The organism is Faecalibacterium prausnitzii (genome assembly GCF_049532945.1).
Taxonomy (GTDB): Bacteria; Bacillota; Clostridia; order Oscillospirales; family Ruminococcaceae; genus Faecalibacterium; species Faecalibacterium prausnitzii_N.
This window is the reverse complement of record NZ_CP186691.1, coordinates 1175741-1192299: the sequence shown is the minus strand read 5'-3', so window position 1 is coordinate 1192299 and position 16559 is coordinate 1175741. Positions and strand designations below refer to the sequence as shown.

Sequence of the window (16559 nt, the reverse complement as noted above, 5' to 3'; positions counted from 1 at the left end):
AAGGAGAATCCCCTATGAACGGCACCGCATTGCGCAAACCGACTGCCCGGCGGGTGGTGGGCATGGTGGCGGGCATCGTCATCATCGCCCTTGGCATTGCGCTTTTCAAGCAGTCCCACCTCGGCAACGACTCCATCAGCGCCCTGAACATGCGGCTGGCGGAGCTGCTCGGCATCTCGCTGGGCACCCAGAACCTGTGCACGAACATCCTGTTTTTCCTGCTGGAATTCTGGTTCGGGCGCAAGTACATCGGCCTTGGCACCTTCGTCAACGGCATCTGCATCGGGTACATCGTCACGGCGTTCTATGACCCCATTCACGCCCACTTCGGCGACGCGCCGTCGCTGGCGGTGCAGTTGGCGTGGGTCATCGCGGCGGTGCTGGTCACGGCGCTGGGCGCTTCGCTCTACCAGACCGCCGACCTCGGCATCGCGCCCTACGATTACCTTTCCCTCGGTCTGCGGGACTACACACCCTGCCCGTACTTCGGGTGCCGCATCTTCACCGATGCGCTCAGCGCCCTGCTGTGCTGGCTGCTGGGTGGCCTTGTGGGCCTTGGCACCTTGATCTGTGCGTTCTGCCTTGGGCCCTTCATCCAGTTCTTCGATCGGACGTTCTCCCAGAAGGTGCTGCAATACAAACCGAACAATTGAGAAACCCCGCGGCGTCAAATCATACGCTGCGGGGGTCTTTTTTATTACTGCCGTTAAGCAGAAAATGAAAATGAAGGAGATTTATCTTTCAAAACCGCCTGTGGACTGCTGCGGCGATGGGGAGCCATAACAAACCCATCAGACAGGCTTTGGAAGAAGTAAATAGGGATGTGAGAAATGCACTGTCACAGGTTGATGCCGATTCCAAGGATCACGAATAGGATCGCCAGACAGATGCAGCTTAACATTTATCTGGAGATGGCCCAAGGATAAAATAGAGGCAGTATTAAAGCCGCTCACCGTGCAGGTTTCCAGCATGGTGAGCGGCTTTTTACTACAAGTATGAGGAATCAAAGAAGTCTTTTAAGGTGATTCCCAAGCCAGACAGATTCTTTCGATGGTTTCTAGAAAAGAATGGTCAAATTGGAGGAACGATCAATCCTGATGGGAACAGTCTTTATTCTCCTTGTCTATGCCATCGTCTATATCGGGAAGATATTGATAGAACACCTTTTTCTCAAGGACCCACCGGGCAAACAGCGCATATCCGGCAGGTGCCAGAAGGATCAGCGGCGGGCAGAATGCTGTCAGCAGGCCGAACGCAGCCAGCACCACCAAAAGCAGCAGACTTTTGTCAAAATGGAGCAATGCCATGGCACCGGACTGCAAGATCGTCTTTTTGACCGGGTCGTCGAATCTTGCCGCATAGGCTGCGTTGTAGATCATCCAGGCCAGCCCACAGGTACTCAGCACCGTAAAAATGATCCAGAGATTACCCGTCGCTGCCTGTTGCCTCTTGAGGTAATGGGTCATAAAGCAGTCAGCCAGCAGAATGCTCTCCGGCACTGCCAGAGCAAGAAAGCTCAAAGTTGCCTGTCGGAAGCTCCGGCGGTAGGCCCGGAAAAATTCCTCGCTGACCGTTCCCCGGTCCTCAATTAGGGACTTGTTCACTGCATAATAGAGGGCTGTGCTGGAAATGCCCAAGGTAAACAGCGGCAGGCTTCCGATTAGCCACAGCAGGCTGAGAATCACCATATCCGCAACCCGGGTTAAGAAACGGAACAGAGGGGCATCCAGGTCGAAAAAGTCATTCATAGGGTATCACCTGGTTTACTTCTGGAGCACAAAGGCCTCATAGGGGCGCAGGGTCACAGCGCCGGTGAGAGCGGTGTCAGGATAATTGCCGATCAGGCGCCGGGCCCCCGCAAAATCAGCGGGAATTGTGAAGGCCGCGTCCTTGTCTGAGAAGTTGCAAGCGATCAGGTAGTTCTCGCCGGTCTCGGCCAGGGTACGCCGGTAGGCAAAGACCTGGGGGTTCTCCTCGGCCAGAAGCTGGAAGGAGCCGTAAATCAGCCCCAAATGGCTCTTGCGCAGGGTGATCATCTGCTTGTAGTAGTTGAGCACCGAGTCCGGGTCTTTTTCCTCGGCGGCGGCGTTGATGGCGGTATAGTTGGGGTTGACCTCAATCCAGGGGGTGCCGGTGGTAAAACCGGCGTTCGGGGAGTCGTCCCACTGGACCGGGGTGCGGGCGTTGTCCCGGCTGCGGAGGGCCAGGCACTCCATCATTTCGTCTGCAGAAATCAAGCCTGCGCCGGTCAGCTCCTTGAAGGCGTTGAGACTTTCGATATCCCGGTACTGGCTGAGATCTTTGAAATAGGCGTTGGTCATCCCCAGTTCATCGCCCTCATAGATGTAGGGAGTACCCTGCAGGCTCAGCAGGCAGGTGGCCAGCATCTTGGCGGAGAGGGGCGAGTCATCGCCCCAGCGGGATGCAGCCCGGGGCTGATCGTGGTTGTCCCAGAACAGGCTATTCCAGGCTTTGCCGTCTAGGCCGGTCTGCCAGTGACTGAGAATTTTCTTGAGCTGCATAAAATCGTAGCGCTGGGTGGTCCACTTGCCCAGGGGTCCGTCCCCAATGCCGACGTGATCAAATTGGAAGACCATGTTCAGCTCCTTGCCGTCCAGCCCCGCATACTGGGGGGCGTTTTCCACCGTGGCACCGGGGGTCTCGCCCACCGTCATAATGTCGTATTTCGAGAGGACCCGCCGGTTCATCTCCTGCAAAAATTCATGGATGCGGGGCCCATTGACATAGTAGGGACCGCCATTGCCATACAGTCCGTGTTTCTCGCCATCCGGAAAGCGCTGGTCCTTGGAAATCATACTGATGACGTCCATCCGGAACCCGTCGATGCCCTTGTCAAACCACCAGGTCATCATGTTGAACACTTCGTCCCGGACTTTGGGGTTCTCCCAGTTCAGGTCGGGCTGCTTGGGGGAGAACAGGTGCAGGTAATACATATCGGTCTGGGGGTCGTATTTCCAGGCCGAGCCGCCGAAGCTGGCGCCCCAGTTGTTGGGCTCGTGGCCGTCTTTGCCCGGCTTCCAGATATAGTAGTCTCGGTAGGGGTTATCCACCGACTTGCGGCTCTCGATGAACCAGGGGTGCTCGTCCGAGCTGTGGTTGACCACCAGGTCCATCACAATGCGGATGCCCCGCTGATGGGCCTCGGCCAGCAGGGCGTCGAAGTCCTCCATGGTGCCAAACCGGGGGTTGATGGCCTGGTAGTTGGAGATGTCGTAGCCGTTGTCATCCATGGGGGAGTCCATGACGGGGCACAGCCACAGCACATTGACCCCCAGATCCTTCAGGTAATCCAGCCGGGAACGGATGCCGTTCAGGTCCCCGATGCCGTCCCCGTCCGAGTCCTGGAAGCTGCTGGGGTAGATTTGGTATACGATGCTTTCTTTCCACCATTTGCGGTCCATGGCAATGCCTCCTTATTCTTCTGCGGGGATGGTAACCCCGTCGTCGTCGTAGCGGTCATAGCTGGCTTCGGGCCAGCCGATCATCCGGATGGTGGCGGGGTCGATGCCGGCCACCGTCTGGGCGGGGTCCGCCACCGGGATGCAGGCGCCTTTGCGGATGAACAGGGGTACCTCGTTGAGGGCCACCTTCACAAAGTGGGTGCCGGCGGGGAGGACTTCCTGTGTGATGCGGCCCTCAGGGCCGAACTTGACAAACAGCATCTCCTCGGGCAGATACACCATCCGTCCGGTGGCATTCTGGGTGTAGACCGGGGCAATCATCACCTCATTGCCCAGCATCAGCTGGTCCTCGGTCTGAAGGGCGATCTCGTCTTCGGGGTAGACGAAGGCCAGGGGCTTGAACAGCATATCGCCGTTCAGCGCTGCCTTCATGTATTCGCTGTAGAGGTAGGGGATCAGCCGGTAGCGGGTCTCGATGACGCTGCGGAAGTCCTCGGGGCCCTCAAACTGGTAGAACTCCTGCCGGCGGGTGTCGCAGCCCGAGTGATTGCGCATCAGGGGGGTGAACACCCCCAGCGCCAGCCACCGCAGCAGCAGATCCCGGCTGGTGTCGGCGTTGAAGCCACCCAGGTCGGCTCCCACATACAGGAAGCCGCACATATTCAGGGAGGGCAGCATCTTGAGGTTCAGCAGCAGGTGGCTCCACCAAGAATGGTTGTCGCCAGTCCAGATGCCGCCATACCGGTGCATCCCGATGCAGGCAGAACGGGAGAACAGCAGAAACCGTTTGCCCGGGGCAATGCTGGCCAGCCCCTCCGAGGCGGCCCGGGTCATGTTGTAGCCGTAGAGGTTGTGGACCTGGTCGTGGCGGACCATTTTGCCGTCCACCTTGTGATAAAAGCGGGCGTAGTCTTCCGGCGCATTGGACAGATTGAGCCAGCCGATGGCCTGGCCAAAATGCTCGATGGTGCCGTCTTCATGGAGAACCGGCGGGTGATCCAGCCGCTCGGCCAGCCCCTCCCGGGAGTAGAAGATGGCGGGCTCGTTCATATCGTTCCAGAAGCCCTCGATGCCGCAGTCGGTCAGTGCCTTGTACTGCCGGCCGAACCAGGCCCGCGCCTCGGGGTTCAGCACGTCGGGGAAGTGGCTCCACCCCGGCCAGACGGTTCCCTCAAAATCGGTTCCGTCGGCCCGCTTGCAGAAGTAGCCCTTTTCCTTGCCCTCGTCGCAGACCGAATAGCCTGCTTCCTCCTTGACGCCGGCGTCGATGATGGGCACCAGCCGGACGCCCTGCTCTTTCATCTTGGATACAAAGCCGGAAAAATCGGGGAAATTCTCCGGGTTGACGGTGAAGTCCTTGTAGTGGTCCATGTAGTCGATGTCCATGTACACCATGTCCAGGGGAATGTGGGCCTGGCGGTGTTTGGCAACCACCTCTTCAAAGTCGGCCTGGGTCTTGTAGCCGTAGCGGCTCTGGCCAAAGCCAAAGGCAAATTTGGGCGGGATGTAGCTGCGGCCGATGATGGCCCGGAACTGCTTGACCACATCGCAGGCGCTGTCGCCGGTGATGACGTAAAGGGCTAGGTCGGCCCGCTCACAGGTGACTTCCAGCCAATCCCTGCGGGTGAAGCCGATGTCAAACCGAATCCGGGCGGGATAGTCGAAGAACAGCCCCAGATTCTGCTGGCCTGAGATCACGATGAAGTTGTGGGCGGCGTACATTCGCTGCTTGTTTTCGGTGTGGAGGCCGTCGTCCACATTGTCGCTGACGTAGACAAAGCCCCGCTTGTTGATGCCGCGGTTGGCTTCGCCCAGGCCGTAGACCCGGTCGCCCTCCGCCAGGGGGCAGGCAAAGCAGAAGCCGGATTCGCTGGTTTTGACCGTTCCCACAGGGGGTTCGCCTTGGCTTGCAGGGATTGGTGCGACCACCGACTCGGTGTCAAAGGGGGCACCATAGAGATACTTTTGAATCATACCGTTCTCCCAAATAAAAGCGATTGAATGGTTGTTTTGTCAGATAGAGCGCCCCGTCTCCGGAGCGCTCTGAAAGAATATAAATTAGCCCTATATAAATTAGCCCTTAACCGAGCCCACCACAATGCCGGAAACGAAGTACCGCTGCAGCAGGGGATAGATCAGCAGCAGCGGGATAACTGCAATAACGATCTTGGCTGCATTGAGGTTGGTGTTGCCCAGGGAGGCAGAATCCACCACGGCAGACAGATTGCCCTGCTTGATCAGATCTTCCACGTTGATCTGCAGACTCTGGATATAGGTCATCAGGGGATAATAGGCGGCTTTGGACATGTAGATCAGGCCGCTGTAGAAGTCGTTCCAGCTGCCCACAATGCTGAACAGGGATACGGTGGCCAGAACCGGCTTGGAAATGGGGATGAAGATCTTGGTCAGAACCTGGAACGGGTTGGCGCCGTCAATGAAGGCGGCTTCCTCAAGCTCTTTGGGAACGGCAGCAAAGAAGTTCATCACCAGGATGACATTGAAGATGGGCACGGCTCCCGGCAAAACCAGGGCCCAGACGGTATTGAGCAGGCCGTAGGATTTGACAACCAGGAAGGTGGGGATCATGCCGCCGTTGAAAAGCATGGCAAAAATCATCAGGTTTGCATAGATGTTGCGGCCCCGGAACTGTGCGTTGGTTTTGGAGAGGGGATAAGCCATCAGTACGATCAGCACAAAGTTGATGATCAGGGCCAGCACAACCCGCTCCACCGAGATCAGGAAGGAGTGCCAGAACTGGGAGTCCTCCAGGATCTTCTTATAGGCTGCGGTGCTGAATCCCACCGGAATCAGCCCTACCATGTTGCCTTCCACTGCTGCAGAGGAGGAGAAGGAGATGGCAACAATGTTCAGCAGCGGCAGCAGACAGACTAGGCCCAGCAGAATAATAATGATGTAGATGATGACAGTGCGGAGTTTATCAACTTTCATTGCCAGACGGACCTCCTTAGAAAATTTTGCTGTCGGTGTACTTCTGAGCCAGCTTGTTGGCGCCGATCATCAGAACAAAGGCGATCACGGACTTCAAAAGGCCCACGGCGGTACCGAAGCTGTACTGCAGGCCCTGCAGGCCGACGCGGTACACATAGGTGTCCAGAATATCACCGGTGGCATAGACCGATGCGCTGTACAGGTTATAGACCTGGTCGAAACCGGCGTTCAGGATGTTGCCCAAATTCATGACGGCCATCAGGACGATGGTGGTGCGGATGCCGGGCAGGGTGACATGCCAGACCTTTTTCCACCAGGTGGCGCCATCGATGGAAGCAGCCTCGTAAAGGGTCGAGTCGATGGAAGTGATGGCTGCCAGATAGACGATGGAGCCATAACCGAACTCTTTCCAGGTGTCGGTCAGGATCAGCAGGGGCTGGAACAGGGAATTGCTGCCCAGCCAGTTCAGCGAGGTGCCCAGCATTGCGTTGACGGAGCCGTCCAGGTTGAACAGATTCTTGACGACCAGAGCCAGCACAACCCAGGACAGGAAGTGAGGCAGGTAAACCACCGTCTGAACCGACTTTTTCAGGGTCCGGTTCTTGACCTCATTGAGCAGAATCGCAAAGGCGATGGACATGATGGTGGTAAGGACGATTTTGCCCAGGGCGATGATCAGGGTGTTGCGGAACAGCTCAAAGCTGTCTGGCATTTCGAACAGGTATTTGAAATGTTTGAGGCCCACAAAGTCAGAACCGAAAAAACCTTTGGCGGGTCTGTAGTCCTGAAAGGCCATGATGGCGCCGAACATCGGAACAAAGTTGAACAGAATCAGGAAGATGAAACCAGGGAGCATCATGCCGTGGTAATACAGTTGATAGGCCTGGTTTGCGTGGCTCTTTTTGACCTGATTTTTCATCCGTTTCCACCCCCTTTGTTACTGTGCAAAGTATTCCTGGACTTCCTGGGCGATTGCGTCGCCGCCCAGACGCTTCCATTCGCTGACAAAGGTATCGAAATAATCGATGGGCTGTGCGCCGGTCACGATTGCCACATAGGCCTCCAGCTCGGTCTTGTCCAGGGTTGCCTTTTTCTGCTCGCTGGTGGGGGTGGTGGGGGATACTTGGGGGTGATCCATTCGGCGTTGCCGTTCTTTTCCAGCGCATCGATGGATGCGCCCAGGCCGATGATGCGGGACTCATAGAAGTGCCAACCGCCCAGGGTTTCCTCAGTGACGTTCTGGGGATCCTTCAGGTAGTCCAGAATGGCCTGGGAAGAGCCTCTGTTCTCGGCAATGGTGGTTTCCTCAGGGGTCATCTCGCCGTTGATGACGGCCATGTGCTCGGTATAGTAAATGGAGGGATTGTTGGAGGGCAGGACTTCCATGTAATAGGGACGGCCCTCGTTGTGTCCGCCGGCGTTGATGTAGGCGATGACATCCGGTGCGGTTTCCGCGGTGGCGCGGGCCAGATCGTCATAGAGGATGTTCAGAATTTCCACTGCCACCTGGGGATACTTGCAGTCCTTGCTGACCACCAGGAACCGCTCGGCGGCGTTTTCGTGGTAGGCGTGGACGATGCCGTTGTCATCGGCCACCGTATAGGCGATGTACTCTGCCTCCGGCACCAGGGCCTTGACGCTGCTCAGACGCCAGTCGGGGATATGCCATGCGCCAAAGACGATGCCCAGCTCGTTGTTGATCATCATGGCGTTGATGTCATCGGTGGTGCGGGTGCCGAACTGGGGATCCAGGATGCCCTCCTCGTACCACTCGTTCATCTTGGCCCAGGCAGCTTTGACTTCGGGCGCCAGGGTGGACCAGCTCATGGTGCCGTCGGGGTTTTCGATCCATCGGTCGATGTAGCCGCCCATGGCGTTGGCGATGCACATGGCATCGCCGATATCATTGCCGGAAAAAGCCATGCCCACGGTGCTGTTGCCGCCGCCTACATTGGCGTCCACAAAGGCCTTGGCCACAGCGGCGATGTCATCCAGCGTGATGCACAGGTCGCCGTCGGGGTCGGGGTTGATGCCCAGCTTGTCCAGCCAGTCCTTGCGCATCCAGCACAGGACAGGGACGCTGTTGTCGGGGTTCGTACCGGGAATACCCATCAGCCGGCCGTCAAAGGTTGCCATGCTCAGGCAGCGGCCGTCGTAGGAATCGTAGAGGCTCTTGATGTAGTCAGAGGCGTACTCCTCGTACACATCGGTCATGTCATAGGTCAGGCCGTTGTTCACCATCTCGACAAAGGTGTCGTAGCTGATGACGGTCATGATGTCGGGCAGTTCGCCCGAGGCGACGCAGGTGGCCAGCTGGTTGGTGAAAGCGTCGCCGCCTGCTTCAAAGCTGTCCACCAGATCCACGTTGAGCTTGGATTCAATGTAACGGGTGTAGGCGTTGTCTTCAAAAGTCTGGCCTTCCGGGAACAGGGCAGCAGCAGAAGGTTCCGCAAAACGGCCCAGGGTGATGGTCAGGGTGTCCACATAGGCTCCGTTTTCGTCCTTGGCCACAGAAACGGCGGCAGATTCATCGCCGCCTCCGCAGGCGGTCAGTGCGGTGAGTGCGCAGGCAACGGTGGCAGCCTTCAAAAACGATCTGCGCGAAATCTTTCTCATGATAAAATCCTCCACGATGTTCAGTCAGATTTTCCGGAATTCGTTTTTTGTCTGCTCCATCCAGGATACAAAAAACAAATCCTCTTCCAGTTTGTATATGTCTCGTTCTGACAGGCTGCGCAGCGTGTCTTTTTGACGAGCTCATTGTACAATACCGAAGAGGATTTGAAAAGGGTTTTGCGTAACGTTTCCTACGAAACTGATAAATACCACAAAAATTATTTGTGGGTTTTGCGCAACGTTTCCTACGAAACTGATAAATACCACAAGAATTATTTGTGGGTTTTGTGCAGATCTTGTGACCAGGGCGCGGCGTTGGGGGTTGATTCGCGCACCGAGTTGCGGTGGATCAGTTCAACCGGCTGAACGTAATTTTTACACTCCACCGGTTCCTGCCGAATCAGACGCACCAGCAGTTCCACGGCGGCCTCTGCTTTGGCCGGGACGTTCTGACGCACTGTCGTCAGAGGAGGATGCAGGAGTTCTGCATAGATGCAGTCGTCAAACCCGGTGACGGAGACCTGCTCCGGCACCTGTATGCCGTGGTCCTGCAGATAATTCATCACTTCCGCCGCATCATAGTCAGAGGCTAGGGCCACAGCCCCGGCCTGGACAAAGCGATCCAAATAGTGGCCGTACATGACACGGCGCAGAGAAAGATCCTCGGGGAGAAGAATATGGCGCTCTTCTCCGCAGTCAATCCCGGCAGAGCGCATCTGATGCTGAAATCCTTTCCAGCGGTAATGGTCTGCGCCGGTATCACACTCGGCGGCAAAGATGGCTTGGGTGTACCCGTTGTCCAGCAGATACTTTGCAATCATGGCACCGCCGCCGAAATCATCAGTCCCCACGTTGACGTAGTGGTACTCCGCTTCGGGATAGGTGTCAATCAGGACCATATATTTGTTGAGTTGCCTGCGCAGCTCCTTGTATTTCTTTTCGTCCAGTCCCAGGACGACAAGACCATCCACATTCCATCGGGAGGCAATCTCTGCCACCTGGTCCGTATTTTTGTCCTGGCCATTGATCAGCATGACATAATATCCGTTTCGATGGGCTGTCTCTTCTACACCAGACAGAAATTCTGCCACAAAGGTATCGCGCAGAGAAGGGATGCCGTGGACACAGCTGTAGCCCAGCACCAGTCCAATGATGCAGGACCCTTTGCGGGTCAGCTCACGGGAAGATGTATTCGGGACATAGCCCTCCTGGTTCAGAATTTCCGAAATTTTCCGGATCATTTCCTTGGAAACCTTTTTGGTGTTGCCGTGCAGCACATTGGACACTGTTGTCCGGCTTACACCAACTTGATCTGCAATATCCTGCAAACGCTTCATGGCTGTTCATACGCTCCCTGTTTGATCAGTTGAAACACAAAACGGTTTTCAACGTAATCATATCATATTCATACAGTAATTGCAATCCGAATGATCCTTTACTACCAGCACCAAGAGAAAATGTTGGAGCACCGGATACCGGGGTTAACCCGCAAGGCCCGCACCCATCGTCTCTGTACGCGCGGGGGAATGCTGGAAAGTTTTCTGATCTGCCCGGGGGAGCTGACCGATGACCAGGTGATGGAGCTGCTGAAACTCTCGTTCCACCAGCAGGAGGTTGCGCTGGCCCTGGCAAAGATGATTCACGATTTGCAAGAAGTCCGGGACGTCCCAGACTCTTTAGGATAAAGACCTACTACAGGATAAAGACCTACTACGCTCAACTGGCCTCCCCGACGAGCAGTTGTTTGAATCGTGGAGTACGATATTCCGCATTTCTTTGCCAATACACACAGATTCATATCACGCGCTTGCATCAAATCCTGAACACGCTTGATCGTATCCACGAAAACTCCTCCCATCTTTTTAGTTCAAAACTTTTCCAACAACCTCGAATCTTTGCTCTGGAGATATAAGGATCGGCGAATATTTGGTGTTGAGAGAAATCAAAACCGGTTGGTTATGCACCACGCCATAGCTGTCGGTAAGGAATTCTGCTTGGGTTTTATCCGGGGTATGTTCATCGTATTTTTTCAGATATCCGCAGTCATCATATACGAATATCCCGATATCCCCGCATTCAAGTTCTTCGCAGCGCTTTACCCATACGATTTGTCCGCTATGATAACGTGGCTCCATACTATCACCGCTAACGTATATCCCGAACTCGGCACCAGCCGGAACGCTACTGGCAGGCACTTGTATCTGCTGGAACATTTCACCCTCAAGAAAAGCTCCTAGACCTGCCGATACTGGCAACTCTGATACAGGCATCATTATGTAGTCGATTTCCGCAGGCTCTTCTGTGTCTGGCTGGTAGCGCCGAGATGCAATCAAGTCCATTTCGTACTCAGCGACTTTTTTTGCCCGATGGCATTTAGAAGGGCGGGTTTCTGAAAGGTCTTTGTAAAGTAGGAAGGTCCTTCCTTGATGTTCAATGCGTGGCAGATTGCAACCAGTTGGTAGATGCTGGGAGTGGTGTATCCTTTTTCCCATTTACTGATTCCCTTGTCACTGACATCGACGCCATAGTGGCGGAGAAGTTCGGAGAAAGTTATGCACGCCTGGCAGACCTGCCGGTCACCAAATGCCGCGATGCGGCAGCGCTGGCAGCACAGCCCTTTGACGCCGTCGTGGATGCTTTGTATGGCACCGGGTTTCACGACAGCCTTCGCCCGGCCGGGCTGGTTCCCTGCTACGCTGATGAATCGTCAGCGGGAAAGCGGCGCATTCGTGCTGGCCGTCGATCTGCCCAGCGTCATCAACACCGATACGGGTGAGGCCGCCGAGGGAGCCGTCCGCGCAGACCTGACCGTGACGTTTGACAGCTGCAAGCCCCTGCACACAGCTCCAAGCTCCGCACCCTTCTGTGGTGAAATCGTCTGTGCCGACATCAGCATCCGGGACGAATGGCACCCGGCAGGTCTTGCACAGCTTTAAACGCGGAATTTTGCCCTTACAAAAAAGCACTTTCCCTTATATTTGCATTGCAAATAAGGGAAAGTGCTTTTGTCTTGCTCACTATGAGGTTACTATCGCAAAGGATACAGTCAACTCCCAATAGCGAAAAGATAATACGGCAGCCTTCACTTTTTCAGCACTACGCACTCATAGGGGCGCAGCGTGTCGGCGGTGTCGGGGTAGTTGCCCAGCAGTTTCTCGGCATCGGTCCAGCCTACGGGCAGGGGCTTGGCAATTTCCCGCTCCCGCAGGTTGCAGAGAACCAGCAGCTCCGTCTCGCCGTCGTACCGGCGATAGGCTAACAAATCCGCGTTGTCGGGGTACAAGAACTCGATTTTTCCCGCACTGATGACCGGCATTTTCTTGCGCAGGGCCACCAGCGTTTTGTAAAAGCTGCGGATGGAATCCGGGGCGTCCATTTGGGCAGCGGCGTTGATGGCCTTGTAGTTGTCGGCAATGCCGATCCACGGCGTACCGGTGGTAAACCCGGCGTTCTCGCTCGCGTCCCACTGCATCGGGGTGCGGCTGTCGTCGCGGCTGCGCTGGGCGATAATGTCCAGCGTCTCGGCCTCGGTCTTGCCCTGCTCTCGCAGGATCCTGTAGTAGTTGCGGCTCTCGACGTCGCGGTACTGCTCGATTTTCGTGAAGTGCGGGTTCGTCATGCCCAGCTCCTCACCCTGATAAATGTACGGTGTGCCGCGCATAAAATGGATCGCTGCCGCCAGCATCTCGGCACTTTCCTTCCAGTAGGTCGTGTCACTGCCAAAGCGGCTGACCGCACGGGGCTGGTCGTGGTTGCACCAGAACAGCGCATTCCAGCCGTCGTGGGCCTGCATCCCCTCCTGCCAGGTCTGGAACAGTTTCTTCATGGCGAGGTAATCAGGCTCCCTCAATTCCCACTTTTGCCCGTCCTTGTAGTCGACCTTCAGGTGGTGGAAATTGAAGCACATCGTCAGCTCGTGGTTGCCCTCAGCGGTGTAGCCGATGCAGTTTTCCAGCGTGGTGGAGGACATCTCCCCCACCGTGATCATGCCGTCGATGCCGCCCGCGGCGACCAGCTCTTTCAGATATTTGTGGACGTTTCGGCCATCGGTATAGAAGCGGCGGCCGTCGCCCTCGTAGTCGTCCTCATAAAATTCCGGCTTGGAAATGACGTTGATGACGTCGAAACGGAAACCCTTGATGCCCTTCGCCTTCCAGAAGCGCAGGATGTCGGCCATTTCCTCCCGCACGGCGGGGTTCTCCCAGTTCAGGTCGGCTTGCATAACGTCGTAAAGATGCAGATACCATTTGCCAAGGCACGGCACGTATTCCCACGCGGGGCCGCCGAATTTCGACACCCAGTTCGTCGGGTAGCAGTCGGGCGTGCCGTCCTTGAAGATGTAATAGTCCTGGTACTTTTTGTCGCCCGCCAGTGCTTTTTTGAACCACTCATGCTCGGTGGAGGTGTGGTTGAACACCATGTCCAGCATCAGGCCGATGCCGCGCCTGTCCGCCTCGCGGATAAGCTCCTCCAGATCCTCCATCGTGCCGTAGCGCGGGTCAACGGCACGGTAGTCGGCCACATCATAGCCGTTGTCGCGCTGGGGCGAGGGGAAGAACGGCGTCAGCCAGAGATAGTCAACGCCCAGGTCGGCGAGGTAGTCCAGTTTCGCGGTGACGCCCTTCAAATCGCCGAAGCCGTCACCGTTCGAATCCATGAAGGATTTCGGGTAAATTTGGTAGACAACTTTATCTTTAAAATCATTCATGGTACACACCTCACAAAATCAGGCAACGCCTTTTTTCTTGCCGACGATGACGGTCAGCACAAATGGGACGACGATGGCAATGGCCATGCACAGCGCAAAGCTGAGCATATAGGCGGGCTGGATTGACAAAATACCAGGGATGCCGCCGACACCGATGGCGTTGGCCGTGGTGGAAGTTGCCACACAGACGACCGCTGCGATGGCAGATCCAATCATGCCGCAGATAAACGGGAAGTGGAATTTCAGGTTGACGCCGAACATAGCGGGCTCGGTAACGCCGAGGTAGCAGGAGATGCAGGAGGGAACGTTGACTTCCTGTGCGGCAGCATTCTTGCGCTGCAGATAGATCATACCGAGGACGGCGGAGCCCTGCGCAATGTTGGACAGCGCGATCATCGGCCACAGCATCGTACCGCCGAAGTCGGCGATCAGCTGCATATCGATGGCGTTGGACATGTGATGCAGGCCGGTGATGACCAGCGGGGCATAAACAAAACCGAAGATTGCGCCAAAGACCACGCGGAAGGAGCCGGAAATGCCGGCGTAGACGATGTCAGAAATGAAGGTGCCGATCTTCCAGCCGATGGGGCCAAGGACAGTGTGGGCGATGATGACGGACAGCACCAGCGAGCAGAAGGGCACAACGATCATCGAGATGACCGGCGGGCAGATCTTGCGGAAGAATTTTTCTAGATAGACCAGCGTGAACGCGGCCAGCATGGCGGGAATGACCTGCGCCTGATAGCCGATCATGTTGATGGTGAAGAAGCCAAAATCCCATTTCGGGATGTCCGCCGCTGCCGTGGACGCGACGGCGTAAGCGTTGAGCAGCTGGCCGGAGACGAGCGTCAGGCCGAGGACGATGCCCAGGCTTTGGGTCGTGCCCATTTTCTTTGTGACCGACCAGCAGATGCAGACCGGCAGCATATGGAAGATGGCTTCGCCAATTAGCCACAGGAAGCTGTCAACGCCGGACCAGAACTGGCTGATGTCGCACAGCGTCTGGGTGCCGTTATTAAAAAAGTAGATGCTGTCAATGCAGTTGCGGAAGCCGAGAATCAAACCGCCGGTGATGATGGCGGGAATCAATGGGGCAAAAATCTCCGCAAGCACACTCATGACCTTCTGCAATGCGTTCTGGTTCTGCTTGGCCGCGCTCTTGACGGCATCCTTGGAAACACCGTCAATGCCGGAGACGGCAATGAAGTCGTTGTAGAAATCGCTGACCGTATTGCCGATGATGACCTGGAACTGGCCCGCCTGGGTGAAAGTGCCCTTGGCAGATTTCAGTGCCTCGATCTTGGCAACGTCCGCCTTGGCGGGATCGTTGAGGACAAATCGCATACGCGATACGCAGTGGGATACTGCTGCAATGTTCTCCTTGCCGCCAACGTACTCAAGCAGCCGCCGCGCGTCCTGTTCGTATTTACCCATAATGTTTTCCTCCTTTTGCCCGGTAGAGCGGGCATCTTTGAACTTGTTCATACGGGTATTTTCGAACTTGTTCATACAAGTTCTCCTTACAGCCACAGAATACCAGACTTGTTCATACAAGTCAATATGCTTTTGCAAAAAAGCATTGCAGAATGCCTATTTTCGGCACTGCTCACAAGTTGCCCACTTGAAATTTAGCCGAAAAGACGGTATACTAAAGTAAATGTTTGAACAAGTTGCGAGGTGCACACCATGCCAAAGGCAAAATATGAGGGCATTTATCACAGCATCAAAAAACGCATCGAGGCGCAGGATTACCCCTATCAATCGCTGCTGCCCAGCGAGAATACCTTAATAGAGGAATACGCCTGCTCCCGCAACACAGTTCGACGCGCATTGGCGGAGCTGGTAGCCGACGGCTATGTGCAGTCCATGCAGGGACGGGGCGTTCGGGTCATCTACCAGCCGGTGGGCAAAACGACGTTTACCATCGGCGGCATCGAGACGTTTCAAGAAACCGCCCGCCGCAACCGCCTTCGCGCCGTGACGAAGGTCACGAAGTTTGAGACCATCATCGCAACGGAACAGTTTGCTGCGGAAAGCGGATTTTCTGAGGGCGATGAATTGTGGGCGGTACAGCGTGTGCGTTATCTGGACGGAAAAGCACTGATTCTGGACATCAACTACTTTTTAAAGGAATTTGTACCCGGACTGACAGAGGAAATCGCATCCCATTCCATCTATGATTTTATTGAAAACGTGCTTGGAATGCAGATCATCACCAGCAAACGGCGCATCACGGTGGAACACGCAACTGCCCGTGATGAAAAGCTGCTGGATATGGACGGCTATGATTGCGTGGCAGTGGTGGTAAACCAGACTTTCAACTCGGACGGGATGCTGTTCGAGTACACCCAGTCCCGGCATCAGCCGGACTATTTCTGCTTTCAGGACATTGCCACGCGGAAAAAGTGAGCGGCAGACACCCGGCGCAGGGGTATCCACCTGGGATTTTGCGCTGGGCCGGGGCTCCGACAAAATGGGTTTTAGGGTGTCCCTGAATCAGAATCTGTTTTATCCACAGTCATCATATATCTTCTTTTGGGCCGAGATCCTTCTAGGGATCAGTTTCAAAATGAACTGCAAGCCGCTATAGATCATCTTGAAAAAATCAAAGGTCTTTTATAATCACTTCAACAAGAAACGCTCCTGCCGGTTTTGCACCGGCAAGAGCGTTTCTTGTGTTATTCAAAAATATCGGCAAGGGTAAGCAGCTGTACTTCTCCGCGTTCCTGTGCCTGAAGTAGTCCGTCCGTAAATACACATTTCCAATCATACTGTTACATAGGCCAGAGTTTTCTCTCAGAAAGCTCTGTCTTTTTCTATTGAAAACATTTGTCCATCACACCAGTTACGGCTGTATGGACTGG

General features: G+C 55.5%; 15 protein-coding genes. 4 read left to right on the top strand and 11 right to left on the bottom strand.

Annotated features, from left to right (window positions below):
- The first annotated feature begins 14 nt into the window (after positions 1 to 14).
- Positions 15 to 653, top strand: coding sequence for a YczE/YyaS/YitT family protein (locus ACNQFG_RS05955; protein WP_097771470.1), 639 nt, complete (start codon positions 15 to 17; stop codon positions 651 to 653).
- 435 nt (positions 654 to 1088) lie between these two features.
- Here the strand turns inward: ACNQFG_RS05955 and ACNQFG_RS05950 are convergent, their stop codons facing one another.
- The 7 genes from ACNQFG_RS05950 to ACNQFG_RS05920 all read right to left on the bottom strand — a co-directional run bounded on the left by ACNQFG_RS05950 (position 1089) and on the right by ACNQFG_RS05920 (position 10324).
- Positions 1089 to 1688, bottom strand: a complete 600-nt coding sequence (locus tag ACNQFG_RS05950; protein ID WP_423406330.1) for a DUF624 domain-containing protein — start codon at positions 1686 to 1688, stop codon at positions 1089 to 1091.
- Positions 1689 to 1763: 75 nt separating this feature from the next.
- Positions 1764 to 3422: a glycoside hydrolase family 13 protein gene (locus ACNQFG_RS05945; RefSeq protein ID WP_423406329.1), complete on the bottom strand. Its 1659-nt coding sequence runs from the start codon at positions 3420 to 3422 to the stop codon at positions 1764 to 1766.
- A 12-nt stretch (positions 3423 to 3434) separates the two neighbouring features.
- Positions 3435 to 5396, bottom strand: coding sequence for a TIM-barrel domain-containing protein (locus ACNQFG_RS05940; protein WP_423406328.1), 1962 nt, complete (start codon positions 5394 to 5396; stop codon positions 3435 to 3437).
- 99 nt (positions 5397 to 5495) lie between these two features.
- Positions 5496 to 6371: a carbohydrate ABC transporter permease gene (locus tag ACNQFG_RS05935; RefSeq protein WP_015564190.1), complete on the bottom strand. Its 876-nt coding sequence runs from the start codon at positions 6369 to 6371 to the stop codon at positions 5496 to 5498.
- A 16-nt stretch (positions 6372 to 6387) separates the two neighbouring features.
- Complete coding sequence (locus ACNQFG_RS05930; protein ID WP_097793518.1) at positions 6388 to 7290, bottom strand: ABC transporter permease; 903 nt, start codon at positions 7288 to 7290, stop codon at positions 6388 to 6390.
- 122 nt (positions 7291 to 7412) lie between these two features.
- On the bottom strand, positions 7413 to 8987 hold the full coding sequence (locus tag ACNQFG_RS05925) for a substrate-binding domain-containing protein (RefSeq protein WP_423406327.1): 1575 nt from the start codon (positions 8985 to 8987) through the stop codon (positions 7413 to 7415).
- 272 nt (positions 8988 to 9259) lie between these two features.
- Entirely contained in the window at positions 9260 to 10324 is a 1065-nt protein-coding gene (locus ACNQFG_RS05920) for a LacI family DNA-binding transcriptional regulator (RefSeq protein WP_423406326.1), read from the bottom strand.
- Positions 10325 to 10414: 90 nt separating this feature from the next.
- Here ACNQFG_RS05920 and ACNQFG_RS05915 point away from each other — a divergent pair, with 90 nt between their 5' ends.
- Positions 10415 to 10672, top strand: coding sequence for a DUF3847 domain-containing protein (locus ACNQFG_RS05915; protein WP_423406325.1), 258 nt, complete (start codon positions 10415 to 10417; stop codon positions 10670 to 10672).
- 177 nt (positions 10673 to 10849) lie between these two features.
- Here the strand turns inward: ACNQFG_RS05915 and ACNQFG_RS05910 are convergent, their stop codons facing one another.
- Both ACNQFG_RS05910 and ACNQFG_RS05905 read right to left on the bottom strand, forming a co-directional pair.
- Complete coding sequence (locus tag ACNQFG_RS05910; protein ID WP_423406324.1) at positions 10850 to 11326, bottom strand: S24 family peptidase; 477 nt, start codon at positions 11324 to 11326, stop codon at positions 10850 to 10852.
- Positions 11317 to 11646 (bottom strand): helix-turn-helix domain-containing protein, encoded by a 330-nt coding sequence (locus ACNQFG_RS05905; RefSeq protein ID WP_423406323.1) that lies wholly within the window; start codon positions 11644 to 11646, stop codon positions 11317 to 11319. Before ACNQFG_RS05905 ends, ACNQFG_RS05910 begins: the two co-directional genes overlap by 10 nt.
- Between ACNQFG_RS05905 and ACNQFG_RS05900 the strand changes: the two genes are divergently transcribed.
- Positions 11630 to 11923, top strand: coding sequence for an NAD(P)H-hydrate epimerase (locus ACNQFG_RS05900; protein WP_423406322.1), 294 nt, complete (start codon positions 11630 to 11632; stop codon positions 11921 to 11923). The two genes, ACNQFG_RS05905 and ACNQFG_RS05900, sit on opposite strands and share 17 nt — an antisense overlap.
- A 146-nt stretch (positions 11924 to 12069) precedes the next feature.
- On the opposite strand, the gene treC is transcribed toward ACNQFG_RS05900, so the two are convergent.
- Positions 12070 to 13695, bottom strand: a complete 1626-nt coding sequence (treC, locus tag ACNQFG_RS05895; RefSeq protein WP_423406321.1) for an alpha,alpha-phosphotrehalase — start codon at positions 13693 to 13695, stop codon at positions 12070 to 12072.
- A gap of 18 nt (positions 13696 to 13713) precedes the next feature.
- Positions 13714 to 15129, bottom strand: a complete 1416-nt coding sequence (gene treP / locus ACNQFG_RS05890) for a PTS system trehalose-specific EIIBC component (protein ID WP_423406550.1) — start codon at positions 15127 to 15129, stop codon at positions 13714 to 13716.
- 252 nt (positions 15130 to 15381) lie between these two features.
- On the opposite strand from treP, the gene treR reads away from it, so the two are divergent.
- Positions 15382 to 16104: a trehalose operon repressor gene (gene treR, locus ACNQFG_RS05885; RefSeq protein ID WP_423406320.1), complete on the top strand. Its 723-nt coding sequence runs from the start codon at positions 15382 to 15384 to the stop codon at positions 16102 to 16104.
- The last annotated feature ends 455 nt before the right edge of the window (positions 16105 to 16559 follow it).